Annotated in this window: 26 protein-coding genes; 23 read left to right on the forward strand and 3 right to left on the reverse strand. The window is 73.1% G+C overall.

What is annotated here, in order from left to right:
- Positions 1-3: 3 nt before the first annotated feature.
- Positions 4-1,395 (reverse strand): serine/threonine-protein kinase, encoded by a 1,392-nt coding sequence (locus ACFYS8_RS14470; RefSeq protein WP_387640496.1) that lies wholly within the window; start codon positions 1,393-1,395, stop codon positions 4-6.
- A 213-nt stretch (positions 1,396-1,608) separates the two neighbouring features.
- Here ACFYS8_RS14470 and ACFYS8_RS14475 point away from each other — a divergent pair, with 213 nt between their 5' ends.
- The 4 genes from ACFYS8_RS14475 to ACFYS8_RS14490 are packed head-to-tail and all read left to right on the forward strand — an operon-like array spanning position 1,609 to position 3,945.
- Positions 1,609-2,199 (forward strand): RNA polymerase sigma factor, encoded by a 591-nt coding sequence (locus tag ACFYS8_RS14475; RefSeq protein WP_387640498.1) that lies wholly within the window; start codon positions 1,609-1,611, stop codon positions 2,197-2,199.
- 13 nt (positions 2,200-2,212) lie between these two features.
- Positions 2,213-3,220, forward strand: coding sequence for a CU044_5270 family protein (locus ACFYS8_RS14480; protein ID WP_387640501.1), 1,008 nt, complete (start codon positions 2,213-2,215; stop codon positions 3,218-3,220).
- Between the two features lie 51 nt (positions 3,221-3,271).
- The gene (locus ACFYS8_RS14485) at positions 3,272-3,544 is read left to right on the forward strand and encodes a type II toxin-antitoxin system Phd/YefM family antitoxin (RefSeq protein ID WP_387640504.1); all 273 of its coding nucleotides are present in this window, start codon (positions 3,272-3,274) and stop codon (positions 3,542-3,544) included.
- The gene (locus ACFYS8_RS14490) at positions 3,541-3,945 is read left to right on the forward strand and encodes a type II toxin-antitoxin system VapC family toxin (protein ID WP_387640506.1); all 405 of its coding nucleotides are present in this window, start codon (positions 3,541-3,543) and stop codon (positions 3,943-3,945) included. Before ACFYS8_RS14485 ends, ACFYS8_RS14490 begins: the two co-directional genes overlap by 4 nt.
- An 83-nt stretch (positions 3,946-4,028) precedes the next feature.
- On the opposite strand, the gene ACFYS8_RS14495 is transcribed toward ACFYS8_RS14490, so the two are convergent.
- Both ACFYS8_RS14495 and ACFYS8_RS14500 read right to left on the reverse strand, forming a co-directional pair.
- Positions 4,029-4,421, reverse strand: a complete 393-nt coding sequence (locus ACFYS8_RS14495; protein WP_387640509.1) for a DNA-binding protein — start codon at positions 4,419-4,421, stop codon at positions 4,029-4,031.
- Entirely contained in the window at positions 4,421-4,675 is a 255-nt protein-coding gene (locus tag ACFYS8_RS14500; protein WP_387640512.1) for a hypothetical protein, read from the reverse strand. The genes ACFYS8_RS14495 and ACFYS8_RS14500 overlap by 1 nt, the downstream gene beginning before the upstream one ends.
- A 225-nt stretch (positions 4,676-4,900) precedes the next feature.
- On the opposite strand from ACFYS8_RS14500, the gene ACFYS8_RS14505 reads away from it, so the two are divergent.
- From ACFYS8_RS14505 to ACFYS8_RS14595, 19 genes are all read left to right on the forward strand, one after another.
- A complete protein-coding gene (locus ACFYS8_RS14505; RefSeq protein ID WP_387640734.1) occupies positions 4,901-5,827 on the forward strand; it encodes an ABC transporter ATP-binding protein in 927 nt (308 codons plus the stop codon).
- Positions 5,827-6,621, forward strand: a complete 795-nt coding sequence (locus ACFYS8_RS14510) for an ABC transporter permease (RefSeq protein WP_387640515.1) — start codon at positions 5,827-5,829, stop codon at positions 6,619-6,621. The genes ACFYS8_RS14505 and ACFYS8_RS14510 overlap by 1 nt, the downstream gene beginning before the upstream one ends.
- Positions 6,622-6,682: 61 nt before the next feature.
- Positions 6,683-7,633 (forward strand): ACP S-malonyltransferase, encoded by a 951-nt coding sequence (locus tag ACFYS8_RS14515; protein ID WP_387640518.1) that lies wholly within the window; start codon positions 6,683-6,685, stop codon positions 7,631-7,633.
- Positions 7,620-9,164 carry a class I adenylate-forming enzyme family protein gene (locus tag ACFYS8_RS14520; RefSeq protein WP_387640521.1) on the forward strand — a complete coding sequence of 515 codons (1,545 nt, stop codon included), beginning with the start codon at positions 7,620-7,622 and terminating at the stop codon, positions 9,162-9,164. The genes ACFYS8_RS14515 and ACFYS8_RS14520 overlap by 14 nt, the downstream gene beginning before the upstream one ends.
- A complete protein-coding gene (locus ACFYS8_RS14525; RefSeq protein WP_035864761.1) occupies positions 9,145-9,393 on the forward strand; it encodes an acyl carrier protein in 249 nt (82 codons plus the stop codon). Before ACFYS8_RS14520 ends, ACFYS8_RS14525 begins: the two co-directional genes overlap by 20 nt.
- A 12-nt stretch (positions 9,394-9,405) precedes the next feature.
- Complete coding sequence (locus tag ACFYS8_RS14530) at positions 9,406-10,611, forward strand: PLP-dependent aminotransferase family protein (protein WP_387640524.1); 1,206 nt, start codon at positions 9,406-9,408, stop codon at positions 10,609-10,611.
- On the forward strand, positions 10,608-12,950 hold the full coding sequence (locus tag ACFYS8_RS14535) for a lantibiotic dehydratase (RefSeq protein WP_387640526.1): 2,343 nt from the start codon (positions 10,608-10,610) through the stop codon (positions 12,948-12,950). The genes ACFYS8_RS14530 and ACFYS8_RS14535 overlap by 4 nt, the downstream gene beginning before the upstream one ends.
- On the forward strand, positions 12,947-14,002 hold the full coding sequence (sbnA, locus tag ACFYS8_RS14540; RefSeq protein ID WP_387640529.1) for a 2,3-diaminopropionate biosynthesis protein SbnA: 1,056 nt from the start codon (positions 12,947-12,949) through the stop codon (positions 14,000-14,002). The genes ACFYS8_RS14535 and sbnA overlap by 4 nt, the downstream gene beginning before the upstream one ends.
- A complete protein-coding gene (gene sbnB / locus ACFYS8_RS14545) occupies positions 13,999-15,027 on the forward strand; it encodes a 2,3-diaminopropionate biosynthesis protein SbnB (RefSeq protein ID WP_387640531.1) in 1,029 nt (342 codons plus the stop codon). The genes sbnA and sbnB overlap by 4 nt, the downstream gene beginning before the upstream one ends.
- On the forward strand, positions 15,024-15,776 hold the full coding sequence (gene fabG, locus ACFYS8_RS14550) for a 3-oxoacyl-ACP reductase FabG (RefSeq protein WP_387640534.1): 753 nt from the start codon (positions 15,024-15,026) through the stop codon (positions 15,774-15,776). Before sbnB ends, fabG begins: the two co-directional genes overlap by 4 nt.
- 62 nt (positions 15,777-15,838) lie before the next feature.
- Positions 15,839-16,129: an acyl carrier protein gene (locus ACFYS8_RS14555; protein ID WP_035864774.1), complete on the forward strand. Its 291-nt coding sequence runs from the start codon at positions 15,839-15,841 to the stop codon at positions 16,127-16,129.
- Between the two features lie 2 nt (positions 16,130-16,131).
- Positions 16,132-16,650 carry a 3-hydroxyacyl-ACP dehydratase FabZ gene (fabZ, locus tag ACFYS8_RS14560; RefSeq protein WP_387640537.1) on the forward strand — a complete coding sequence of 173 codons (519 nt, stop codon included), beginning with the start codon at positions 16,132-16,134 and terminating at the stop codon, positions 16,648-16,650.
- Positions 16,651-16,683: 33 nt separating this feature from the next.
- Positions 16,684-18,714, forward strand: a complete 2,031-nt coding sequence (locus ACFYS8_RS14565) for a GNAT family N-acetyltransferase (protein ID WP_387640540.1) — start codon at positions 16,684-16,686, stop codon at positions 18,712-18,714.
- A gap of 36 nt (positions 18,715-18,750) precedes the next feature.
- On the forward strand, positions 18,751-19,788 hold the full coding sequence (locus tag ACFYS8_RS14570) for an aminomethyl transferase family protein (RefSeq protein ID WP_387640542.1): 1,038 nt from the start codon (positions 18,751-18,753) through the stop codon (positions 19,786-19,788).
- Positions 19,788-22,109, forward strand: coding sequence for a beta-ketoacyl synthase N-terminal-like domain-containing protein (locus tag ACFYS8_RS14575; protein WP_387640544.1), 2,322 nt, complete (start codon positions 19,788-19,790; stop codon positions 22,107-22,109). The genes ACFYS8_RS14570 and ACFYS8_RS14575 overlap by 1 nt, the downstream gene beginning before the upstream one ends.
- 8 nt (positions 22,110-22,117) lie before the next feature.
- Positions 22,118-23,101: a hypothetical protein gene (locus ACFYS8_RS14580; protein ID WP_387640546.1), complete on the forward strand. Its 984-nt coding sequence runs from the start codon at positions 22,118-22,120 to the stop codon at positions 23,099-23,101.
- Positions 23,098-23,334 carry a hypothetical protein gene (locus ACFYS8_RS14585; protein ID WP_387640548.1) on the forward strand — a complete coding sequence of 79 codons (237 nt, stop codon included), beginning with the start codon at positions 23,098-23,100 and terminating at the stop codon, positions 23,332-23,334. Before ACFYS8_RS14580 ends, ACFYS8_RS14585 begins: the two co-directional genes overlap by 4 nt.
- A complete protein-coding gene (locus ACFYS8_RS14590; RefSeq protein ID WP_387640549.1) occupies positions 23,331-23,981 on the forward strand; it encodes a hypothetical protein in 651 nt (216 codons plus the stop codon). The genes ACFYS8_RS14585 and ACFYS8_RS14590 overlap by 4 nt, the downstream gene beginning before the upstream one ends.
- Positions 23,978-25,150: a hypothetical protein gene (locus ACFYS8_RS14595; RefSeq protein WP_387640551.1), complete on the forward strand. Its 1,173-nt coding sequence runs from the start codon at positions 23,978-23,980 to the stop codon at positions 25,148-25,150. The genes ACFYS8_RS14590 and ACFYS8_RS14595 overlap by 4 nt, the downstream gene beginning before the upstream one ends.
- The last annotated feature ends 26 nt before the right edge of the window (positions 25,151-25,176 follow it).

Here is a 25,176-nt window from a genome sequence, read left to right on the forward strand (position 1 = left end):
GCGTCAGCGCCGCCTCCGGTGGAGTAACTGGCCCGCCAGCAGCACCACCGGGGCGGCGAACGCCGCCACGTGCAGCAGCCACCAGCCCGGGCCGTAGCCGACGTGCAGGTGGGACGCGACCTCCGGCGGCAGGGCGTGCACGAGGCGTTCGAGGTGCGTGTCCGCATCCCACAGGCCGGCGACACCCAGGCGAACGGGCAGCACCAGCGTCAGCAGGAACCCGGCGGTCCGGACTGCGGCCGGAACCCGGGGCGGGTACCAGGCGGTGGCCAGAAGGGCGATCGCCGTCGGCAGCAGCCACAGCCAGGACAGCCCCACGGCGCTGCTGTCGAAGTTCAGGCTGAGCGCCTCGAACAGGGGGGTGTGTGCCAGCTTCATCAAGGCGGCGCCGGACGGCGGCAGTTGACTGTCCGGGTGGAACGAGAACACGTTCAGCAGCAGCGCCGCACCGAGTGCGGCGAGCGCCAGCAGCGGCGGCAGCACCGTCGCCACCGAACGGCGGGCGGCCCGCGGCACCGCGGGCGGCAGCGCGTTCGGGACGGTGGCCGCGGCGGTCGGCGCGGCGGCCGCCGTCGAGTGCGCGCCCAAGTGCGGGGCGAGCATCGCCGCGGCGCGGGCGCCGGTGAGGCGGGCGGCCGGGTCCTTCGCCAGCAGCCCGTCGATCAGCGGCGCCAGCGGACCGGCCAGCACGCACGGCGCGGGCGGCTCGAACAGGACGGCGGTGAGGGTGCCCACCGGGGTGTCGCGGCGGAACGGCAGCCGCCCCTCGACGGCCTGGTAGAGCGTCGCGCCCAGCGAGAACAGGTCGCCGGCCGGGTCGGCGGGCCCGCCCTGGGCGCGCTCCGGCGCGATGTAGTCCACCGACCCGACGAACATGCCGGAGGCGGTCAGCGCGGTCTGGTCCTGCTGGACGGCGATCCCGAAGTCGGCGAGCAGCACCCGGCCGTCGTCCGCCAGCAGGATGTTGGCCGGTTTGACGTCCCGGTGGACGATCCCGGCGCGGTGCGCGGCGTCCAGCGCGGCCAGCACGGCGGACGCCACCCGGGCCGCCTCCGGGACGGGCAGCGGGCCGCCCTCCGCTATCCGTTCGTGCAGCGACCGTCCGACGATCAGCTGCATCACCGTCCACGGCGCGCCGCCGTCCAGCACCACGTCGTGCACCCCGACCACGTGCGGATGGTCGCGCAGCCGGGCCGCGTGCCGGGCCTCGCGCTGCGCCCGCTCCAGCAGTTCGGCGTGCTCGGCGGCCGTCCCGGTCGGGGGCAGCCGCACCTCCTTGACGGCGACGTCCACCCGCAGCGTCTCGTCGTGCGCCAGCCATACGCTGCCGAACCCGCCCGCGCCGAGCGCCCGCACCAGCCGGTACCGGCCGCCGACCAGCCGACCCTCCGTCATCCCGCCCCCGTTCCTCGCCGCTGCCCGGCAGTCTCGCAGAACTCCCGCTCCGGCCAAGGGTGTTCGGTGGCCGAAAAGTTTTCGTCGAAACCGCCGAACCGGGCCCCGGCGAGATGGCAATAGAGGGTGGAAGCGCCGGAGGAGCCGGCGCGAAGGAGAACCCATGCGCAGCACCGACCAGGTAATGGTGACCGGCCGGCGGGGGGCGGGCCGGTGACGGCGGTACTCGGCACGGACACGCCCCTGCGGGAAGGAGTGGACGACGACGCGGCGGTCATCGGGGCGTCGCTCGCCGAACCCGACCGGTTCGGCGAGATATACGACCGGCACGCCGTCGCGGTGCACCACTACCTGGCCCGGCGGATCGGGGCCTCGGTGGCCGACGACCTCACCTCCGAGACCTTCCTGTCGGCGTTCCGGATCCGCGGCCGCTACGACCGGGACCGGTCCGACGCCAGGCCCTGGCTGTACGGAATCGCCACCAACCTGCTGCACCGCCACCAGCGCACCGAACGCTCCGGCTACCGCGCGCTGGCCCGCAGCGGCGTCGACCCGCTCGACACCGGCGACCACGCCGACACGGTCGCCGCCAGAGTGACGGCCGGCGCCCAGGCCCAGGAGATCGCCGGCGTACTGGCCCGGCTGACGGCGAAGGAACGCGACGTTCTGCTGCTGTTCGCCTGGGCCGAGCTGAGCTACCAGGAGATCGCCGAGGCCCTGCGGATCCCGGACGGCACGGTCCGCTCGCGCCTCAACCGCGCCCGCCGACGGCTGCACACCGCACTCGACCGACCCACCCACTGACGGAGGAGTCCCCATGGACGAGATCACCCGGCTCGCCGAATTCCGAGCCGACACCGAACCGATGACCACCCACGCCCGCCTCCGCGGCCGCCTGCAACTGGCCGACGCCATCGCCGGGAAGCCCACGGCACGATGGGACCGACGGCTCACCACCCGCCGAGTGCTGGTCGCCGCGGCCCTGACGACGGCGCTCACCGCGGGCTTGGTCAGCACCCAGATCGCCGGACCGGGTGCGACCGAATCCAGCGCCCATGCGGTCTCGGTGCTGAACCTCGCGGCCGACGCGCTCGCCGCCGACAGGACCCCGGCACCGCGGCCGGACCAGTTCGTGTACCTGGATTTCATCCACACCACCAGCGACCCGAACGCCATCACCACCGTCCAGCGCTGGCTCTCCGTCGACGGATCGAAGCCCGGCCTGGTCCGGTGGTCTGGCCCCGGGGTCACCGACGCCTCCACCGTGGAACCCCCGTCCGGCGGGCTCACCGACGGCTCCGTCGTGGAACGCCCGTCCGGCGGGCTCTCCTCCCACGACTCCGTCGTGAAACCCCAGCAGGCAAGCCCCAGCCTCTACGCGGACCCTCCCTACGACAAGCTGGCCAAACTGCCGACCGACCCCGACGCGTTGCTGGAGATCCTCTACGCGGACCCGTTCGTGCGCACGGTGACGGACGCCAAGAACATGACCCGCGAGGTCGCGGTCTGGACGATTCTGCGCTCTCTCATGAGGGGCCCCTGCCCCGCCCCGCAAAAGGCCGCGCTGTTCCGGGCCGCCGCCAAGATCCCGCACATCTCCTACCACGAGGAGGCCACCGACGCCCTCGGCCGGACCGGCGAGGCGGTGTCCCTTCTCGACCCCAAGGTGGGCATCATCCAGCTCATCCTGGACCGGAAAACCCACGCTTTCCTCGGCGAACGCATCCTCGGCCGCCCCGGCGAGGGCCACGACGGCACGGTCCAGTTCATCAGCGCGGTGCGGAAGACCGCGTTGGTCGACGCGGTGGGGCAGATTCCGTCCTGACCGGGCGCGGCGCCTGTGGCGCGCCGTATTGCAGTGCAATACGCTGGTGGAATGAAGACCATCACGCAGCGAGAACTCGCCGCCCGGTCCAAGGCCGTGCTGGACGATGTGGAAGCCGGCGAGACCTACCACATCACCCGGAACGGCACGGAGATCGCCGAGGTACGTCCGCTGGGGACGCGTCGCCGTTTCGTGCCGGTCGACGAGCTCCAGCGCAAGTGGCGTGGTGCCTCGGTGATCGACGCGGAACGGATGCGTGCGGAAGCGGACGAGTTCTTCGGCGACGAGGACCGGATCGGTGACGAGCCGCAGGGGCGGGAATGAGCGGCCGCCGACTGCGGGGGATGCTGGACACCTGCGTGGTGATCGACCTCCCCTCGATCGACCCTGGTTCGCTGCCGCTGGAGGCCGCCGTCTCCACCGTGGTGCTCGCGGAGCTCGCCCAAGGGGTGGCCGTAGCGGGCGATCCGGTCGAGATGATGGCCCGCGCGCAGCGGTTGGCGGATGCCGAGGCGGAGTTCGCGGCACTGCCGTTCGACCGGGAGGCGGCCCGCCGGTTCGGCACGCTGGTCGCGCTCACTGTCAAGGCGAACCGCAACCCGCGGCCGCGCCGGATGGACCTGATGATCGCGGCCACCGCCGCCGCCCACGGGCTGCCGCTCTACACCCGCAACGCGGACGACTTCCGGGGGCTGGAGACCGGAGTGGAGATCATCCCGGTCTGACGCCCCTGACCGGACGCGGTGTCACGGGCTCTCCGTGGCACCGCGTTCGGCGTGCCGGGCCGGCTGCCGTTTCGGGCGCAGGTTCAGAGCCCGACGACCAGGACGCGGGGGCCGCAGAGCAGGGTGAGGTCCTCCGGGTCCGAGGTGAGGACGGTGACCGGGCCGGGTGCCGAGCGCGCGATCACAGCGAATGCGGCGTCGATCGCGTACTTGTGGCCGTGCAGCCGGTGTTCGCGAAGCAGCGCCGCCGCCTGGCTGCCGATCTCGCGGGTGACGTCGTGGACGTCGATGCGGGAGAGGGCCCAGCGGATCCGGGCCGGATGGGCGCGGGCGTGGTCCGCCTCGATCACGGTCATCGCGGTGGTGCCGACCCGCACACCCTCCGCGGCGGCGGCTTGGAGGAAGGCGGCGACCTGTCGGTCGTTCAGGTAGAGGCGGGACAGGCCCTCGCTGTCCAGGAGGAGGGTGCCGGGCATCAGGCGGCGGCGTCGCCGGTCGCAGCGGGCCGGTCGTGGCGCAGCAGCGCGCGGGCGGCGTCGATCTCCTCGGGGGTGAGTGGCTCGTTGTCCGTTTCGAAGTCGGCGACGATCTCGCGGAGCTTGTCCATCGCCACGCGGTGCTCCAGTGCCTCGGCGACGTAGGCCGAGAAGCCGCCCGGGCCTACCTGGCTGCGGATGCTCTCCGCAAGGTCCTCGGGCAGGCTGACCGAATACTTCTTGCTACCGCTCATGCCCCCGATCCTACCGGTGGTGGCAAGAGGCTGTGTGGAGTGCTGCGGGTCCCGGGATAGGGGTCCGATAGCCGGGTCGGTTCGGGGCGATAGGGGTGGCCGGGAGAGTAGTGCTCACAAGAGGCGAACCTCCGCCGAATCGTGAGGACTCGGATGATGATCGATTACCAGAACCGTACGGCGTCGAGGGGGACGGCGTCCCCCCTGGCGGCTGAATTGTCCAGTGTGGTCAAGCGGTTCACCAACGCCAAGGGCGAGGTGTTCACCGCCGTCAACGGGCTGGATCTGCGGATTCGGCGGGGCGAGGTGGTGGCGTTCCTCGGGCCGAACGGCGCGGGCAAGACCACTTCGATCGACATGCTGCTGGGGCTGACCCGGCCGGACGAGGGCGAGGTGCGGCTGTTCGGGGTGAGTCCCGAGCAGGCGGTGCGGGCGGGGCGGGTGGCGGCGGTGCTGCAGTCCGGCGGTCTGCTGCCGGACCTGACGGTCGAGGCGACCGTGCACATGCTGGCGTCGCTGCACCCGGGGGCCGACCCGGAGCGGTGCATGGCGCGGGCGAACATCACCGAGCTGCGGGCCCGCCGGGTGGCGGCCTGTTCGGGGGGTGAGCAGCAGCGGCTGCGTTTCGCGCTGGCGCTGCTGTCCAAGCCGGACTTCCTGGTGCTGGACGAGCCGACGGCCGGCATGGACGTGGTGGCGCGGCGGGACTTCTGGGCGGCTGTCCGGGAGGACGCGGCGCGCGGCATGACGGTCATGTTCGCCACCCACTACATGGAGGAGGCGGACCAGTTCGCCGACCGGGTGGTCATGATCAACAAGGGTGCGGTGGTGGCCGACGGCTCGGCCTCCTCGATCCGCGCCGCGACCAGCGGCCGCACCGTCTCGGCGGTGCTCAGCCCGTACGAGGCCGGCGTGGTGTCCCGGACGCCGGGCGTGCGTTCCAGTGCCGTCCGCGGTGAGCGCACCTACTTCACCTGCACCGACTCGGACGCGCTGCTGCGGGTTCTGGTCGGTGAGACGCAGGCGCGGGACATCGAGGTGGCGCCGCGCAGCCTGGAGGAGGCCTTCATGGCCATCACCGAGAACGCCGGCCGCGCCGACAGCGCCGCGAACGCGGACCGCGCCGCCAACGCCCAGAAGGAGAACGTCTGATGGCCGCCGTCACGGCGCCCGCCGCCGCCCGCACCTCGGTGTTCAACGGGGTCAACCCGACCTTCGTCCGCTACGAGCTGCGCCGCCGGTTCAACCGGCAGACCACGATCTTCACGGTGCTGCTGCCCGCGGTGCTGTACCTGGCCCTGTTCCGCACCGGCCCGTCCGGTGGCGCCACCCTGCCGCACGGCAACTTCGCCGCCTGGATGATGATCGGTCAGGCGGTGTACGGCGCGGCCACCGCCGCGGTCAGTTCGGCCGCCACCATCTCGGTGGAGAAGTCGGTCGGCTGGATGCGGACGATCGCGATGAGTCCGCTCACCCCGCCCGGCTATCTGCTGGTCAAGGTGCTCTGCTCGGTGCTGATGGCCGGTGTGCCGGTCGCCATCGTGGGAGTGCTGGGCGCGCTGACGGGGGCCGAGGCCGACGCCAACGTGTGGGTGGTCTCGCTGCTGGTGGCCTGGGTCGGGGCCGCGGTGTTCGCCGCGCTCGGCATCGGCATGGGCCTGGCGCTGAAGCCCGATGTGGTGATGCACATGCCGGGCCTGACCATGACCGCCCTGGCCTTCCTGGGCAACCTGTTCATCCCGCTCAGCGGCGTGATGCTGGAGATCTCCCGCTACACCCCGATGTACGGGGTGGCGACGCTGGCCCGGTACCCGCTGAACGACGGCTTCTCGTTCCACGGGGAGCACTCCAGCGTGGCCGGCGCGGTGTTCAACCTGCTGGCCTGGTTCGCCGGCTTCTCGTTCCTGGCGATCCGCCGCTTCCGCAAGTCCACCGGCCGCCCGTAGCGGTCCCCAACCGAAGCCCGAGGCGTGGGCGCAGGCCCCACTCGAAAGGAGGTTCGAACAAATGTTCGCATTCATTGCGCCGGGTCAGGGCTCCCAGACCCCGGGCATGCTGGCCGCCTGGCTGCGCGACCCGGCCACCGCCGAGCGGGTGCGGGCCTGGTCGGAGGCCGCCGACCTGGACCTGGTCCAGCTCGGCACCAAGGCCCCGGCCGCCGAGATCGCCCGCACCGAGAACACCCAGCCGCTGCTGGTCGCCGCCGGACTGCTCGCCCACCATGTACTGGCCGGCGCCGTCCGGCCGGGCGGGGCGGTGGCGGCCGGCCACTCGGTCGGCGAACTCACCGCCGCGGTGTACGCCGGGGTGCTGGAGCCCGCCGACGCGGTGCGGCTGGCCGCGATCCGCGGCCGGGCGATGGCCGCGGCCTGCGCCGAGGCACCCACCTCGATGGCCGCCGTGATCGGCGGCGAGCAGGACGAAGTCCTGGCACGGACAGCGGAGTTGGGCCTGACTCCGGCGACCTTCAACGGACCCGGCCAGATCGTCGCGGCCGGTCTCGAAGAGGCGCTGGGACAGCTGGCCGCCGCCCCGCCCGCCGGGGCCACCGTCAAGCGGCTCAGCGTGGCCGGCGCCTTCCACACCCCGTTCATGGAGTCGGCCCGGCAGACCTTCGAGGCCGCCGCCGAGGCGGTGCCGTTCGCCGCGCCGACGCAGCTGCTGCTGTCGAACGCGGACGGCGCGGCCGTCGAGGACCCGGCGGAGATCCGCCGCCGACTGGTCCAGCAGGTGGTCAGCCCGGTCCGCTGGGACCTCTGCCTGGACCGGCTGGGCGAACTGGCCCCGGAGGCGACGTTCTCGCTGCCGCCCGCCAAGACGCTCGCCAACCTGCTCAAGCGCCACCACCCGCAGCTGGAGGTGGTCTCCGTGAACACCGCCCGGGACGTCACCCGGGCCCAGGAGCGGCTCACCGCCGCCGGGATCAGCGAGGGAGTGGCCGTCCATGCCGGTGTCTGACCTGCTCGACTACCCGCTCGCGGAGCGGGCCGACCACCCCGCCGTCACCGACGCCGACGGCACCCTGAACTACCGTCAGCTCGGCACCGCCGTGGACCGCGCGGTCGGCTGGCTGCGCGGCCAGGGCGTCACCGCCGGCGACCGGGTGGTGTACACCGGCGGCAACGACCGCTCGTTCCTGGCCCTGTTCTGGGCCGCCCTGCGGATCGGGGCGATCTTCGTCCCGGTCCACCCGGAGCTGACGGACCAGCAGATCGACCACATCGTGGCCGACTCCGAGGCCGCGCTGGCCATCTGCCGCCCGGCGGCCGGCGCCCGCGCCGCCCGCACCGTCGAGGTCGAGGAGGCCTGGCAGCAGGTCCTCGCCACCGCCGAGGACGGCTTCCGCGCCGACTTCGACGACGACCAGGTGGCGATGCTGATCTACACCTCCGGCACCACCGGCCGCCCGAAGGGCGTGGTCTGCCCGCACCGCCAGATGCTCGCCGCCCTCGACGCCATCAACGCCTGCCTGGGCTACCGGCAGGACGACGTGGTGCTGTGCCGGCTGCCGCTCTCCTTCGACTACGGCCTCTACCAGGCCCTGCTGTCCGCGCTGGTCGGCGGCACCCTGGTGCTGGCCCGCCGCAGCGAGGACGTCGGACTGCTCCGGCTGATCGAGCGCACCGGCGTCACCGTCGTCCCGCTGGTGCCCTCGCTGGCCCAGATGCTCCACCTGCTGCAGAGCAAGCTGCACCGGCCCACCAGGGTGCGGCTGTTCACCAACACCGGCGCCCGCCCCGGCCGGGCCGTGATGGCGGACCTGCTGGAGGTCTTCCCCGGCTCCGAGTTCGCCTCGATGTACGGCATGACCGAGTGCAAGCGGATCTCCATCCTCGACCCGGCCGAGTACGCCGAGCACCCCGACTCGGTCGGCCCGCCGATCCCCGGCGACAAGGTCCGGATCGTCGCCGCCGACGGCAGCGGGCTCGGCCCCGGCGAGACCGGCGAGATCGTGGTCTGGGGACCGACCGTGATGGCCGGCTACTGGCGGATCCCGCTGGAAGCGCAGAACCGTTTCATCCGCCGCCCGGACGGCACGCTGGAGCTGCACACCGGCGACCGCGGCCGGCTCGACGAGGACGGACGGCTGTACTTCGTCGGCCGCGACGACGACGTCATCAAGCGCCGCGGCATGCGGATCGCCCTCACCGAGATCGAGGACGCCGCCGAACGCCTCCCCGGCGTCACCGCCGCCGTAGCGCTGCGCCCCGAGACCGAGGACGCGCCGCTGCTGCTGGCCGTGCACGGCACCCTCCCGCCGGAGCAGGTCCGGGCCGCGCTGGTCGGCCGGCTCGACCCCAGCCGGATGCCCGACCGGGTCGTCGCGCTGGACACCGTCCCGCTGACCGCCAACGGCAAGCCGGACCGGGCCGCCGCCAAGCGCCTGGTCGACGCGGCCGCTGCCGAAGCGGCCGAGGCAGAGCAGTACCGAATCCACCAGTCCGTCACCGCATCCCCGAGGGGCAGCCATGAACCAGTCGCAGTTTGACCAGCTCGTCGAGCGGATCTGCTCCGTGCAGGTCACCGACTCCGAGACCCCGCTCGTCGACCTGGGCGTGGACTCGCTGCACACCATCGCCCTGGTGATGGCCGTCGAGGAGGAGTTCGGCATCGAGGTCGACCCCGACGCCCTCGCCGACCCGGCGCTGGCCTCCCCGGCCGGACTGTTCCGCTACGTGCAGGCCTGGGCCGCCGACGCCGCCCCGGCCCGAGTCTGAGGACCGACAGCCATGTGGACCGACACCAGACCCGCGGCAGAAATGCCCCGGCTGTTCGAACGGGGCGGGGACGTCATCTCCCTGGCCGGCGGACTGCCCGACCTGGACGTGCTCCCGCTGGGGGACATCTCCCAGCAGCTCGCCCGGCTCGTCCGGCTCGGCGGCAAGCTCGCCCTGCAGTACACCACCCCGCACGTCGCCAAGGCCCTCGTGCCCGCCGTCTCCGACCTGATGGCCCGTGAGGACGGCCACGCCAGCGCCGAGAACCTGATCCCGACCAGCGGCTCCCAGATGGGCCTCACCGCCGTCGCCCTCGCCCTCGGCGCCCCCGGCGAGACCATCCTGGTGCAGACCCCCGCCTACCCCGGCGCCACCGCGGCCTTCCGCACCGCCGGCCTCGAACTGCACGCCGCAGGCGAGGACTCCGAAGGCCTCTGCCCGCAGCAACTGCGCAGCACCGTACGGGAGTTGCGCGAGGCCGGCCGCACCGTCCGGCTGCTGTACGTCAACCCGACCTTCCAGAACCCGACCGGCGCCACCCTCTCCGTCCCGCGCCGCGCCGCCATCCTCACCGCCTGCCGCGAACTCGACCTGCTGCTGATCGAGGACAACCCGTACGGCCTGCTCGGCTTCGACGGCACCACCACCACGCTGTTCCAGGCCCTCGACCCGCAGCAGGTGGTCTACCTCGGCACCTTCTCCAAGATCTTCGCCCCCGGCCTGCGCTCCGGCTGGATCGCCGCCCCCGAGCACCTGCGCTACGACCTCGCCCGGGTCGCCGAGATCATCTCGCTCTCCCCGTCCGCGCTCGCCCAGGGCACGCTGGCCGCCTACTACTCCCGCAACGGCTGGACCGAGCTGATCGACCGCTACCGGGACAGCTACCGCGAACGCTGCACCCAGATGGCCGACGCGCTCGACGCCGAACTCGGCACCGACAGCCCGTGGACCTGGCAGCGCCCCGGCGGCGGCTTCTACCTCTGGCTGCGCCACCGCGACGGCGCCGACGCCACCCGCTACGCGCAGGCCGCCGCCGCGCACGGCATCTCCTTCGTCCCCGGCGGCCACTTCTCCATCGACGGCGAACACAACGACGGCATCCGGCTGTGCTTCAGCAACGTGCCGCGCAAGAAGATCGCCGAAGGCATCGCCCGGCTCGCCGCCGCGCTCACCGAAACCCCCGCCGCAGCAAGCGAGTTGGCGGAGGTGTCGGGATGACCGCCCCCGCCGTCGAGGCCGCCCGCGCCGTGGACTGGGCGGACTTCGCCCCGCTCCACCCGCTGGCCGGTTCCGACTGGCAGGTCTGGGGCGTCGGACTGCTCCGCAACGCCGGCTTCCCGGTCTCCGGCCTCGACCTGATCGGCGGCACCTCCGCCCCGGCCGCCGCCGCCCGGCTCGCCGCCGGCGAGGGCACCGCCGAGGAGTTCGACACCGCCTACCGCGCCGACGTGGACGCCGAGGCCGCCCGCCTCGCCGCCCTCGCCACCGACCCCAAGCTCCGCCTGGCCATCGCCTGGCAGAACCGCACCGTCTTCCGCATCCTCGACTCGCTCGCCGCCCCCGGCGGCAAGGAGACCAAGCGCCGCCAGCGCGAACGCACCCTCGCCATGTACTGGCTGCGCTACTGCGCCAAGGCCGAGACCATCGGCTTCTTCGGCCCCGGCGCCTGGATCGGCGTCGGCCGCACCCAGGAAGCCATCGGCATCGACCACGGCCCCGCCCTGGTCGCCGCCGCCCGCACCTCGCTGGAACGCTGGACGGTCGCCGCGATCGCCGACTGGATGGCCGAACAGCCCGGCGCCCGCTGGTGGTTCCCGCCGGTGCTGCGCCCCGACGTCCACCTCGACGGCGAGCAGCTGGTGCTCGCCAACCGCAAGACCGTCCGGCTGCGCCCCGAGGACGCGCAGGTGATGCGGCTCGCCGACGGCGACCGCAGCGCCGAGCAGATCACCGACCTGCTGATCGCCGACCACGGCTGGGACGCCGCGAGCGCCCGCGGAGCCGTCGACAAGGTGCTGAACCGGCTGCTGCGGCAGCGGGTGCTCGGCTGGGACGCCAACATCCCGGTCGACGTCCGCGCCGAGGAGGTGCTGCGCCGCCGCGTCTCGGCGATCGGCGACCCCGAGATGTTCGTCCGCTACGACGCGGTGCTCGCCGAACTCGCCCGCCACAAGGGCGAGATCGACCGGGCCGGGAGCGCCGAGCAACTGGTCGAGGCACTGGACGCGCTGGACGCGTACTTCGTGGAGACCACCGGCCAGGCCGCCTCCCGCGAGGAGGGCAAGGCGTACGCCGGCCGCACCCTGGTCTACCAGGACACCCTGCGGGACTGCCGGATGGAGCTCGGCCGGGACTTCCTGGACGGCATCGCCCGCCCGCTCGCCCTGGTCGCCGACGCCGCCGACTGGTTCGGCAACCGGCTCGCCGAACTGGTCGAGACCGAGGTGGTCGCGCTGGTCCGCAAGGCCGCCGAACGGCAGCGCCCCGGCACCGCCGTCACGCTGGCCGACGTCTGGCCGCAGACCCTGGCGCTGTTCTGGGGCGAGCACAACCACCCCGTCCAGCAGGCCGTCCGGGAGCTGGCGCTGAAGTGGCGCGAGGTCATCGGCGAGGTGCCGGACGGCGCCACCCGGGTCGACCTGAGTGTCGACCAGATCATCGACTCGGCGAAAAAGGTGTTCGCCACCGGCGAGGTCCGCTCCCCGCACCTCGCCGTGCACAGCCCCGACCTGCAGGTCGTCGCCCGCTCGGTGGACGCCGTCAACGCCGGCCAACACCTGGTGGTGCTCGGCGAGTTGCACGCCTGCCTGGCCACCCTCGACCTGCCGTTCCTGGACTGGACGGCCGACACCGGCTCGCTGCGCGACAAGGTCAACCGGGCGATCGGCGGCGAGCGGCTGGTGCCGCTGCTGCCGGTCGGCTGGAAGCGCAACAGCGGCCGCATGGTGCCCGCCCCGATCGGCGCGGGCGACCGGCTGATCGGCTTCACCCGCGCCCCCTTCGACCAGCGCGAGCGGATCGAACCCGCCGTGGCCATCACCCTCACCGAGCACGACGGCACGATCACCGCGACCACCACCGACGGCCGCACCCGGACGCTCTCCGAACTGCTCGCGGTACTGATCTCGATCATCGCCTGCGACGCGTTCAAGATCGGCCTGGACCGCCCGCACGCCCCCCGGGTCACCCTCGACGACCTGGTGCTGTTCCGGGAGACCTGGCGGCTGCCCGCCACCAGCGTGGCCCTCGCGCCCAAGGCCGACCGGATGCGCGACTACCTGACGGTGCGCCGCTGGGTCACCGACAACGCGCTGCCCGACCGGGCCTTCGTCAAGTTCCCCGAGGAGACGAAGCCCTCCCTGGTCGACTTCACCAGCCCGACGCTGGTGCTCTCCTTCGCCAACCTCGTCCGCCGGGCGGTGCAGTCGGACCCCGACGCCAGGGTGACCGTCAGCGAACCGCTGCCGGCCCCCGAGGAGTCCTGGCTGCCTGACGCCGACGGTGAGCAGTACGTCAGTGAGCTTCGGCTCCAGATCAGCCGAAAGGTGCCGGAATGACCGTGCTCGTCCCCGACGGCGCCGAACTGCGGGTCCGCCCGCACCGTCCGTCGGACCCCGACATCGTCTCCACGATCGGCGGCACGCCGCTGGTGGCGCTGGACCGACTCTTCGCCACCGACCGCTTCCAGGTGTACGCCAAGTGCGAGCGGTTCAACCCCGGCGGCTCCATCAAGGACCGCGCCGCCAAGTCGATGGTCGAACAGGCCATCGCCGCCGGCCGGATCGTGCCCGGGGTCTCCACCGTGGTGGAGTCCTCCTCCGGGAACCTGGGCATCGCGCTCGCCCAGCTCTGCAACTTCTACCGGCTCGGCCTGATCATCGTGGTCGACCCGCGCACCACCCCGCAGAACCTCGCCATCATGCGGGCCTACGGCGCCCGGGTGGAGGTGGTCGAGCACCGCGACCCCGCCACCGGCGAGTTCCTGCCCGCCCGGATCGCCCGGGTCAAGCACCTGCTGGACACCGTCCCCGACTCCTGGTGGCCCAACCAGTACGCCAACGAGGACAACTCGCGCGCTCACCGCACCACCATGCGAGAGATCTTCGAGGCCCTCCCCGAGGCCCCCGACTACCTGTTCCTGGCGGCCGGCACCACCGGCACGCTGCGCGGCTGCGCCGAGTTCATCCAGGACCAGGGACTGCCCACCCGGGTGGTCGCGGTGGATGCCGTGGGCAGTGTGATCTTCGGCCCGCCGGAGCCCTGGGAGTCCTCGCACAGGCGCACCATCCCCGGCCACGGCGCGGCGGTCGTCCCCCAGCTGCTCCGCCCCGGCCTCGCCGACCGGGTGGTCAAGGTGACCGACTCCGAGTGCATCCGCGGCTGCCGCCGCCTGCTCGCCGAGGAGTCGATCCTGGCCGGCGGCTCGTCCGGCGCGGTGATCGCCGCCCTGATGCAGGCCGAGTCCTGGATCGAACCCGGCAGCACCTGCGTCGCCGTGCTCCCGGACGGCGGCGACCGCTACCTCGACACCATCTACGACGACCAGTGGGTGGAGTCCTACCTCCGGCAGTACCTGCCGCCGACCGACCAAGAAAGGGGCCAGGCATGAGGATCCTCGGCCGGGAGGACGTCCGGGCCGCGCTCGCGGACCTCGACTCCACCGTCATCGACCTGGTGCGCAACGCCTACGTGCTGCACAGCCAGGGCAAGTCCGACCTCCCGTTCTCCACCTTCCTGCGCCCGCTGCACCGCTCCGACTCGCGGATCATCGCGCTGCCCGCCTACCTTGGCGGACCGGCCCCGGTGATGGGCCTGAAGTGGATCTCGTCCTTCCCGGAGAACGTCAAGCGGGGTATGCAGCGCGCCAGTTCGCTGTGCATCCTGAACGACCTGGAGTCCGGCTACCCGCTCGCCCTGATGGAGGGCAGCCAGATCTCCGCGGTCCGCACCGCGGCCGGTGCGGCGCTCGCCTCCGGGCTGCTGAACGCGGACCGCGAGGTCCGCACGGTCGGCCTGGTCGGCTGCGGCACCATCAACAACCAGGTGGTGCACTTCCTCACCCAGGTGCACGACGGGCTGCGGACCGTCCTGCTGCAGGACGCCTTCCCGGAGCGGGCCAAGGTGTTCGCCGCGGAGCTCGCCGCCGAGTACCCGGACGTCGAGTTCAGGGCGGCGACGCTCGGTCAGGTGCTGACCGCCGACACGGTCTCGATCGCCACCACCGACTCCTCGTACTGGCTGGACCTGGCCGACCACCCGAACCGCCCCGACGGGCAGGTCATCCTGCACCTGTCGCTGCGCGACCTGTCGGTCGCCTCGGTGCTGGGCGCGGTCAACGTCACCGACGACGCGGACCACGCGATCCGCGAGCAGACCTCGCTGCACAAGGCGGAGCAGCAGGTGGGCCACCGCCGGTTCGTCACCGCCGAGATCGGCGCGCTGCTCGACGGCACCGCCGAACTGCCCGCCGCCCGCACCGTGGTGTTCGCCCCGTTCGGCCTCGGCGTGCTGGACCTGGCCGTCGCCGAGGCGGTGCTGAACCACGCCGAGCGGCACGGTCTGGGCACCGAGGTCGACGGCTTCGACCCGGGCAGCCACAAGGTCACCTCCAACCTCGCCGGGAGCACGGCATGAGTCAGCTGTTCACCGAAGGCACCAGGGCTGTCGTCACCGGGGCCTCCCGGGGCATCGGCGCGGCGATCGCGCTGCACCTGGCCGAGCACGGCTGCGACGTCGCGCTCAACTACCGCTCCAGCGCCGGCAAGGCCGAGCAGCTGGCGGAGAAGATCGAGGGCCTCGGCCGCAAGGCGCTGCTGGTGCGGGCCGACGTGTCCGACGAGGCGCAGGTCACCGCGATGTACAAGGAGATCCGCACCGCCTGGGGCGGCGTGGACGTCGCGGTCCTCAACTCGGGCATCACCGCCGACGGTCACCTCGCGGCGATGAGCGCCGCCAAGTGGCAGGAGGTGATCTCCACCAACCTGACGGGTGCGTTCCTGACGGCCCGTGAGGCCACCAAGCAGATGTACGCGAGCGGCGGGTCGATCGTCTTCATCGCCTCCACCTCGGGCATCGCCGGCCGGGTCGGCCAGGCCAACTACGCCGCCTCCAAGGGCGGGGTGATCGCGATGGCGAAGACCCTGGCCTACGAGGGCGCCCCCAAGGGCATCCGGGTCAACGTGGTGGCGCCGGGCTTCATCGACACCGACATGGTGAAGAAGGTGCCGCGGGCCCAGCTGAAGGAGGCCGCGGCGGCGATCCCGCTGGGCCGGATGGGCACCCCGGAGGAGGTCGCGCAGGCGGCGGTCTTCCTGGCCAGCCCGGCGGCCTCGTACATCACCGCCAAGGTGCTCACGGTCGACGGCGGGATGCTCTACAGCTGACCCGCCCTCCTCTGAAATCGAACTGACGTTCCATCAACCCTCCCCAACGGAAAGGCAGCACCATGTCCACCGCCACCTTCGAGGACGTCCGGACCCAGGCCGAGCAGCGCCTGGAGAAGAACCTCAAGATCAAGTCGATGATCATCGACCGCCTGGGCCTGGACGCCGAGGCCGAGGTCGTCTCCGACAACCAGCCGCTGTTCGGCCGCGGCCTGGAGATGGACTCGCTGGACACCCTCGAGATCGTCGTCATGATCAACAACGAGTACGACGTGCTGATCAGCGACGACGACTTCGAGGCCTTCGGCTCCATCAACGCCCTGGTCGACTTCATCGAAGCCCGCGAGGTCTGACCATGGCCACCGCCGTCGCACCCACCCGGCCGGTCGCCAAGGAGAAGCCGAGCAAGGGCTTCGCCTACTCCTCCGACGACATCAAGCGGATGCTCCCGCACCGCTGGCCGATGCTGATGATCGACCGCGCCTACGACGTGGTCCCCGGCGTCTCCGGACGCGGCATCAAGAGCGTCTCGGTGAACGAGCCGTTCTTCGCCGGCCACTACCCCGACCACTCGATCATGCCCGGCGTGATGATCGTCGAGGCGATGGCCCAGCTGGTGGCCGTGGTCTACGTCGCCGAACTGCTGGAGTCTCCGGCCCCCGCCGAGGGAGACCCGTCGGCCAGCGTCGGCTACCTCGGCTCGATCAGCTCGATGAAGTTCTCCCGGCTGGTCGTCCCCGGCGACCAGCTCACCCTGGAGGCCAAGCTCGGCCAGAAGCTCGGCGGCCTGCGCTCCGTCTCCGTCCGCGCCACCGTCGGCACCGAACTCGCCGCCGCCGGCTCGTTGATCGTCACCACCGAACGCAAGGGCTGACCTGCCCTCAGGGAGCAGACAAGGAGGTGTGGAATGTCCATCACGATCCGCCCGTACCAGGAGGGCGACGCGCATGACATCGCCGAGCTCTACAACCGTCACCGCGACAACCCCAACCCGGTGGCGGGCGGAATCACCGGCGGCGAACTGGAACGCGAACTCGCCGAGCGCGACACCGCGACGTTCCTGATCGCCGTCGACGACGACCGGGTGGTGGGCACCTTCGGGCTGTTCCACAGCACCGGACGCCGCTCCGCCCGGGCCGGCGAACTCATCGCCGACATGTTCTTCGTCGCCCCGGCCTACCGCAACGGCGTCATCACCGGACGGCTGTTCACCGAAGCCGTCGAATGGATGATGCGCTGCGGTTGCCTGGTGCTCCGACTGACCGTCAACCCGGCCAACACCGTCGCCTTCAAGCTCTACCGGCGGGTCGGCTGCGTGTCGGTCGGCGAGACCGTCCCCGGCGAGGACGGCAACGTCGAGCTGCACAACTACATCCCGCTGATCCTGCGCAGCGTCTTCCACGACCTCGACCCCGAGGCGCTGGCCGCACTCGGCCAGCTCAGCAGCTTCGGCAACGTCGCCGGCGGCCGCGACGACGAACTCCGGTCCGACGTACGGGTGGTGGACGGAATCCGCACCGTCGCCTACGCTCTGGCCCTCGGCGAGTTCAAGCTCACCGCCACCATCGACGTGGACCGCGGCCTGATGCTGGAAGCGGCCCTCACCACCCCCGAGGGCGCCACCCGGCCGCTGAAGATCGCCGAACCGCCGTACGAGGTCCGGATCCAGCAGCCGGCCGAGCCGCACCGCTTCGGCGACAGCGGCCTCACCGCCGAGCTGGACGCCGCCGAAGGCACCCTCACCGTGCACGCCGAGGGCCACCACGGGCCGGTGTTCGTCTCCACCTGGCCCAGCGCCGAGGCCGACCGCTCGGCCGGCTGGCGCGAAGGCCAGGCCCGCGACCTGGAGATCCACCCCGTCGAGCACGGCGTGCAGGTCCGCGAGAGGTCCGGCGGCAACCAGGTCACCGGCACCCTCACGCTCCACCAGGGCGTGCTGGACCAGCAGTTCACGTACACCACCCGGCCCGGCCGGATCTTCCAGACCGTCGGACTCCGCCAGGGCGACTTCACCCTGACCGGCCCCGACACCGACGCCGCCCAGCACCTGATCGGCACCGGCATCGGCGTCCGCGACACCTCCGAGGTGGTCGCGGCCGCGCAGACCGCACCCGCCGGATCCACCCTCGACTGGACCGACGGCAGCACCCGGATCACCCTCCCGGCCGGCCGCCCGGTCCGGCTGATCCACACCACCCTGGTCGAACGCCACCTGGAGCCCGACGCCGACGGCACCGCCCGGCTGCGCACCGAACTCCGCACCGGCGCCGACCACGACACCACCCCCCGCAGCACCGCAACGGCCGAACCCGCCACCGGCGAACGGAAGTTGACCGTCAAGGCGAACGCCGGCGGCATCACCTCCTGGACCGAGAACGGCAAGAAGGTGCTGCGCAGCCCCGCCCCCCGCACCCGCGCCTTCGGCTGCAACCCGCGCTGGAGCGCAGGCGCCTGGGTCACCCTGGAGCACCACCGGCACAGCCTCGCCACCGGCCTCGGCTGGGGCGTCCCGACCGTCCGCGAGTGGGAGCAGAAGCACCCGCTCGGCCTGGCCGCCCCGCAGGAGCGGATCAGCTGGGAGGTCACCGCCCCCGAGCAGGCCGCCGAGCCGGTCCGGATCGACATCCACGCCCCCGGCGCGGACGAGGAGACGGTGCTCTGGCTCACCCCGGACACCCCGGCCGGCACCCCCGTGGTGCTGCACTCCGCCGGACAGCGCCACGAGCTCGACTCCACCGCCTTCCGACAGGTCTGGGCCTCCGCCGCGGCGATCCGCCTCACCAGCGGCCACTGGCTGCACCTCGCACCCGCCGCCGGCGGGCCCGGAGCGCCGGAAATCGTCCTGCGCACCACCTCCTCCGGACTGCTGATCGGCTGCGCGACGGCCGCCACCGAGGCCGCCTGGCAGCTGTCCGTCCACCCCGCACCCGCGATCTGACACCCGTCGAAAACCCTCGAAAGGACCACCAGAGCCATGACCACCACCGTTGCCGTGCGCACCGCGCAGGACGACTACACCACCGTCCGCACCGCCATCGGCGTCTACCCGATCACCGCCCCGCTGGTCCGGATCTCCGGCGGCGACCGCTACGAGTTCCTCGACCTGTTCCTCGCCAAGTCCAGCGAGTACGTCGAGCCGGACACCGTCCGCGAGGCGCTGGCGCTGAACCAGGACGGCTCGCCGTTCGCGATCCTGCTGCACTTCGAGATCGGCGACGACTCCTGGCTGCTGCCCCGCACCCCCGTCTCCGCCGAGGCCCTGACCGGCTACCTGGAGGCCCTGGAGGCCCCGGCCGACGTCACCGTCGAGGTCGCCCCCGAGGGCTGGGGCGCCACCGCGTTCGAGGGCCCGACCGCCTGGGCCGCGGCCGCCGCGTTCGTCGAGTTCGACATCTCCGGCCTGACCCTGCACGGCGTCACCGAGTCCGCCGTCCCCGGCGAGCCCGCCGCGCTCGCCCACCTCGCCCGGGTCGGCACCACCGGCGAGTACGGCTACCTGCTGCTGTCCAACGCCCCCGAGGCCGGCCACGCCGCCGCCGTCGAGGCGGTGCTCGCCCAGGGCGGCGCCGAGGTCGGCGACGAGGGCCTGGCCCGCGTCCAGGCCGAGGCCGGCATGGCCGTCTACGCCGCGGGCTTCGCCGGCCTGCCGGTGCACGAGGCCGACCTGGCCTGGATGGTCGACTGGAACCGCATCGGCGAGTTCCTCGGCTCCGAGGAGCTGGTCAAGCCCACCGCCGAGAACGCCAAGATCACCGCCCTGGCCGCCCCGGCCGGCGCCGCCTTCACCGTCGGCACCCCCGTCACCGCCGGCGGGCAGCAGATCGGCACCGTCATCTGGCAGGCCCCGTCCGCCAACGCCGACGAGGAACTGATCGTCGCCAAGCTGGACGCCCCGTTCTGGGTCCCCGGCCTGGAGCTCACCGCCGCCAACGAGGACGGCGCCGACACCCCGGTGCGCACCGTCACCCAGCCCCGCGTCATCGCCCGCTCGCTCACCACCCGGATCCACTGATGACCAAGACCACCGAACGCATCGCCCTCACGGGCCTCGGGCTGATCACCGGCGCCGGCGATGACGTGGAGAAGAGCTGGGCGTCGATCTCCCAGGGCGTCTCCGGCATCCGCACCAACACCCTCTTCCCTACCACCGAGCTGCTCACCGACTGGGCCGGCATGGTCACCGCCGAGCAGCCCGCCGACCTGGACCGCTGCTACGCGCTGGCGGCCACCGCGATCCGCGAGGCACTGCGCAGCTCCAGCCTCGACCTGGACACCGTGGACCGCGACCGGGTCGCCGTGGTGGTCGGCTCCAGCCTCGGCGCGATGCCCACCTTGGAGACCGTGCACCGCGGCCTGGTGAAGGACGGCGTGCTGGACGCCGTCCAGGCCGCCGCCTCCCAACTCCCCTGCGTGGGCGACTACATCGCCGCCGAGTTCGACCTGCGCGGCCCCCGCGTGGTCCTCTCCAACGCCTGCGCCGCCAGCGCGGTCGCCCTCGGCTACGCGGCCGAACTGCTCTGGAAGGGCGAGGTCGACTACGTCATCTGCGGCGGCGTCGACCCGCTGGCCCAGCTCTCCGCGTACGGCTTCTCCGCCCTCGGCGCGCTCGACCCCGAGCCGTGCGCGCCGATGTCCGCCTCCACCGGGCTCACCCTCGGCGAGGGCGCCGGCTTCATGGTGCTGGAGTCCGCCGAACGGGCCGCCGAACGCGGCGCCGCCCCGCTCGCCGAACTCGGCGGCTACGGCCTCTCCTGCGACGGCTACCACCAGACCGCCCCCGACCCGAGCGGCAAGGGCGCGGCCGCGGCGATGGCCCAGGCCCTGCAGACCGCCGGCCTGGCGCCCGAGGACGTCGACTACGTCAACCTGCACGGCACCGGCACCCCCGCCAACGACGTGTCCGAGCCCAAGGCCGTGAAGCTGCTCTTCGGCGCCGAGGTGCCGCCCGCCAGCTCCACCAAGTCGATGCTCGGCCACACCCTGGGCGCGGCCGGCGCGGTGGAGGCGATCGTCTCCACCATGGCGATCGACCGGGGCGTCATCCCGCCGACGCTCAGCACCCGCGGCGTCGACTCCCCGTTCGGGCTGGACATTGTCCCGAACACCGGGCGGCCCGCCCCGCTCGAGGTGGTCGCCTCCAACTCCTTCGCGTTCGGCGGCAACAACGCCACCGTCGTCCTCAACAAGCCCGGCCGGCCCGCCCGTTCGGCCCGGCGCACGCAGCCCGTGCACCACGTCGTGGTCACCGGCGTCGCGGGACTGGCCGGCTCGTCCGCCTCCACCGAGGAACTGACCGCCGCGCTCGCCGCCGGAAAGGTCGGCTTCGACACCCTGGAGCAGGTCGCCGGCATCGGCGAGCGCCCGATCGGCCGGATCGACGTCAAGGCCGTCGCCAAGCGCCTCAACCCCAGCAAGGCCCGCCGGATGGACCCGCTGGGCGTGCTCGCCGCCGGCGCCGTCGGCGACCTGTACGAGCGGCACGGCAAGCCGTCCCGCGCCGAGGCCGAAGGCACCGGCATCGTGTTCGCCACCGGCTACGGCCCCGTCACCTCGGTGCTCGACTTCCACCGCGGCGTCATCGAGAAGGGCATCACCGGCGCCAACCCGGCGACCTTCGCCAACACCGTCGTCAACGCCGCCGCCGGACACGTCGGCATGCTGCACCGCTACCGCGGCTACACCGCCACCATCGCCAACGGCGGCACCTCCTCCGTCCTCGCGCTCCAGCTGGCCGCCCGGGTGATCGCCCGCGGCATGGCCGACCGGATCATGGTCGTGGTCGCCGACGAGTTCCCCGAGCAGGCCCTGGCCACCCAGGCCCGACTGCCCGGATACGCCAAGACCGCGCACATCGAGCCCGGCCGCGGCACCGGCACCGTGCTCTCCGAGGGCGCGGCCGCGATCCTGCTGGAGTCCGAGGCCTCCGCCGCCGCCCGCGGCGCGAACGTCCTGGCCGACGTCCGGGGCTTCGGAGCCTCCGGCGAACCGGCCGGCATCGGACGGATCGGCCGCGACGGCGAAGCCTGGGCCCGCGCCCTGCGCGGCGCCCTCGCCGAGGCCGACTCCACGCCCGAGCAGATCGACACCGTGGTCTCCGCCGCCTCCGGCTACCGCCTGGTCGACGTCGCCCAGTCCCGCGCCCTGGCCCTGGCCGGCCTCTCCGACCGCCCCACGGTCACCCCCAAGGCGCTGCTCGGCGAGACCTACGGCTCGGCCGGCGCCCTCGGCCTGGTCGCCGCCCTCGCCGGGGACGCCCCCGCCGGACGCCTGCTGCTCTCCAGCTTCGCCTACGGCGGCTCCTACGCAGCCGCGGTGTTCGACGCGAGGCCGTGATGGGCACCGTGCGCACGGCCCTGCGGGCCGCCGGGGACTGGCTGACGGAGGAACAGCGTCCGGAGACGGACCTGGTGACGCTCGGCTGGGCCGGCCGACTGGGCCCGGTACTCGCCGCGGCGGGGCCGGTGGCCGGCCCGGGCACCGGCCCCGTGCCGGCCGCCCGGGCCGCCGGGGACTGGCTGACCGAGGAACAGCGCCCGGAGACCGACCTGGCGCCGACGGACGGCCGGTTCAGGACGCCGGACTCGGGGCCCGGCGGGGCACCGAACTCCGGCCGGGTGCCGGGCGGCGGCCCGGCACCCACCCCGGCACACCGCCCGCAGGCCCGGGCGGCGACGGAGATCACGGCCGGCGCGCCCGCCCCGCAGATCAGCCAGGACGACGAGGCAACCATCGACTGCCTCGTCACCCACCACCCCAACCTGCCGCGCGACCGGATGGGCAACCGCCTGAACGACGCCGGCCGGTGGCTGATCACCGAGGCGGTGGCCAGCCTGTACGGGGTCCGGCTGCGGCCCCGCGAACTGGCCCGCGACGAGCACCGGCGGTGGAGCGTCCCGGCCCTCGGCCTGACCGCCTCGGTCGCGCACTGCGCCACCTACTCCACGGTGGCACTGGTCTCCGACCAGACCGTCGGCGTGGACCTGCAGGACCACCGGGACCGCCCGTACGCGATGCAGTGGCTGGGCGCGCTGCTCGGCCGCCCCGACGGCGAACCCGCCACCATGCGGGACTTCGCCGAGTGCGAGGCCCTGATCAAGGCCTCCCACCTGCGCAAGGAGACCTTCGCGGGCGTCCGGCTCCCGGACTGGCGACCGGGCTGGCGGCCCACCAACACCGGCCACCTGATCCGCTCCGCCGACCTCGGCCACGGCCTGCACCTCGCCCTCGCCACCGACGCCCCCGCCGCCGTCCGCTGGTGGTGGCAGCCGAACCCGACCGCCCCCGCCACCCGCACCGAAGCACTCACCCCGGAGGCCGCCGCATGACCGCCACGGCCCACCCCCGGCCCGGGGCGGAAGCCGTCGTGGCCCGCACCTGCCCGCGATGGGACTGCTCGGCCGAACCCGTCGACCCGCAGACGGACTCCGGCCCGGCCCCGACGCCGGCCGAACCCGGCAGCGCGCGGCGCCAGGTCGTGGCACGCACCTGCGCCCAGTGGGACTGCCTGCCCGAACCCGCCGAGGGCGTCGTCGCCCCGGCCCTGGAGCTCGTCGCATGACCGCCACCGCGACCCGCAGCCGGCGGTCCGAACTCGGTGGCGCGCAGCGCGGCTTCGGCACCGTCGCCGCGACCCGCACTCGGCGGCCCGAGCTCGGTGGCGCGCAGCGCGGCTTCGGCGCCGTCGCCGCGGCCTGCACTCGGCGGCCCGAACTCGGTGGCGCACAGCGCGGCTTCGGGACCGTCGCCGCGACCCGCGCCCGGCGGCCCGAACTCGGTGGCGCGCAGCGCGGCTTCGGCACCGTCCCCGACGCCCGCAGCCGCTCGCGGCGAGGCGGACCAGCGTCGAAGCTCGAACTCGCCACCTCGGCACCGGAGTTCGCCGCAGTCCACGCCCCGCAGTTCGAACCCGCCCGCGCGCAACGCGACTTCATCGCCGTCCCCGACGCCCGCAGCCGCTCGCGGCGAGGCGGACCAGCGTCGAAGCTCGAACTCGCCACCTCGGCACCGGAGTTCGCCGCAGCCCGCGCCGAGCAGTTCGAACCCGCCTGCGCGCAACGCGACTTCGGCACCGTCGCCGCCGCCCGCAGCCGCTCGCGGCGAGGCCGCCCGGCCGCACCGCAGCGCCGTTCCGTCGACCGCCCGGCGCCGAAGTTCGTACTCCCCGCCGTCCGCACCGAAGCCCTCACTCTGGAGCCTGCCGCATGACCGCCACGGCCACCGCCACCGCCGCCCCGGCCCGGGCCTACACCCGGCGGATCTCCCAGATCGAGCGCGGCTACCTGAACGCCAATGCCACCGGCACCCCGCAGCTGATCCAGATGGTGATCGAGGGCGAGGGCCGCATCGACCCGGAGCAACTCGCCGACGCGGTACGGCAGTCCACCGCCGTCAACCCCGGTCTCGCGGTCCGTCGCAAGGGTCCCAACTGGCGGGCCGAGGACACCCTCCCGCCGATCACCGAGCTGCCCGCCGACGCCGGGTTCGAGCACCCGTTCTTCCACCGCGACCTGGACGTGGTGGCGGGGCCGGTCTGCGAACTGGGCCTCGCCAACGGGCCGGTGACCACCCGACTGGTGGTGCGGGCCAGCCACATCGTCACCGACGGCCGCGGCCTGCGCTACTGGATCGAGGACCTGTTCCGCGCGCTGCGCGGCGAGAGCCTGCTCGGCGCGGACTCCACCGTCGACGACACCCACTTCCGCACCGCCGCCGCCCCCGTCCCGGCCGCCCCCGTCCCGGCCCGGGTGGAGGGGTACCCGGCGATCCTCGGGCAGGGGCCCGCCGACGGGACGGCGCTCTGGCTGCGCCGCTCGGTCGCGGCCACGCCGTCCGCCGCCACCGCCCGGATCGGTGCCGCGGTGTCCCGCCTGCTGGCCGCCGAATCCGGTCGCCTGATCATCCCGGTGGACCTGCGCCGGCACGACCGCGAGGTGCGCTCCACCGCCAACCTGACTTCCCAGCTGGTGCTCGATCTGCACCGTGAGGACCGCTGGAACCGGCTGCACAGCCAGCTGCTCGCAGCCATGCTCCGCAAGCGCGAAGTCGCCGCCCTGGAACGGGACTTCCTGCGCAGCAACCCGTTCGCGAACTCGCTGCGGGAGGCCCAGGAACTGGACGGCACCCGCTTCCCGTGCACCGCGATCCTCACCGACCACGGCCGGATCGACACCGAGCTGTACCGCACCGCGCAGTTCCGTCCCACCGAGTACTACACGCTGCCGATGCTCGTCCCGTACGCCGAGATGTTCCTGAGCACCTGCCAGCTCGACGGCCGCACCGAACTCACGCTGTCCTGCCGCAACCGGCCCGACGCCCGTCCGGCCGCCGAGGCCGTCCTCGACGAGGTCGAACGCGCCCTGCTCGCCACCGACTGACCCGGCACCCCTCCTCCCTCCCGCTG

Source organism: Kitasatospora sp. NPDC004615 (genome assembly GCF_042873545.1).
In the GTDB taxonomy this organism is placed as follows: domain Bacteria; phylum Actinomycetota; class Actinomycetes; order Streptomycetales; family Streptomycetaceae; genus Kitasatospora.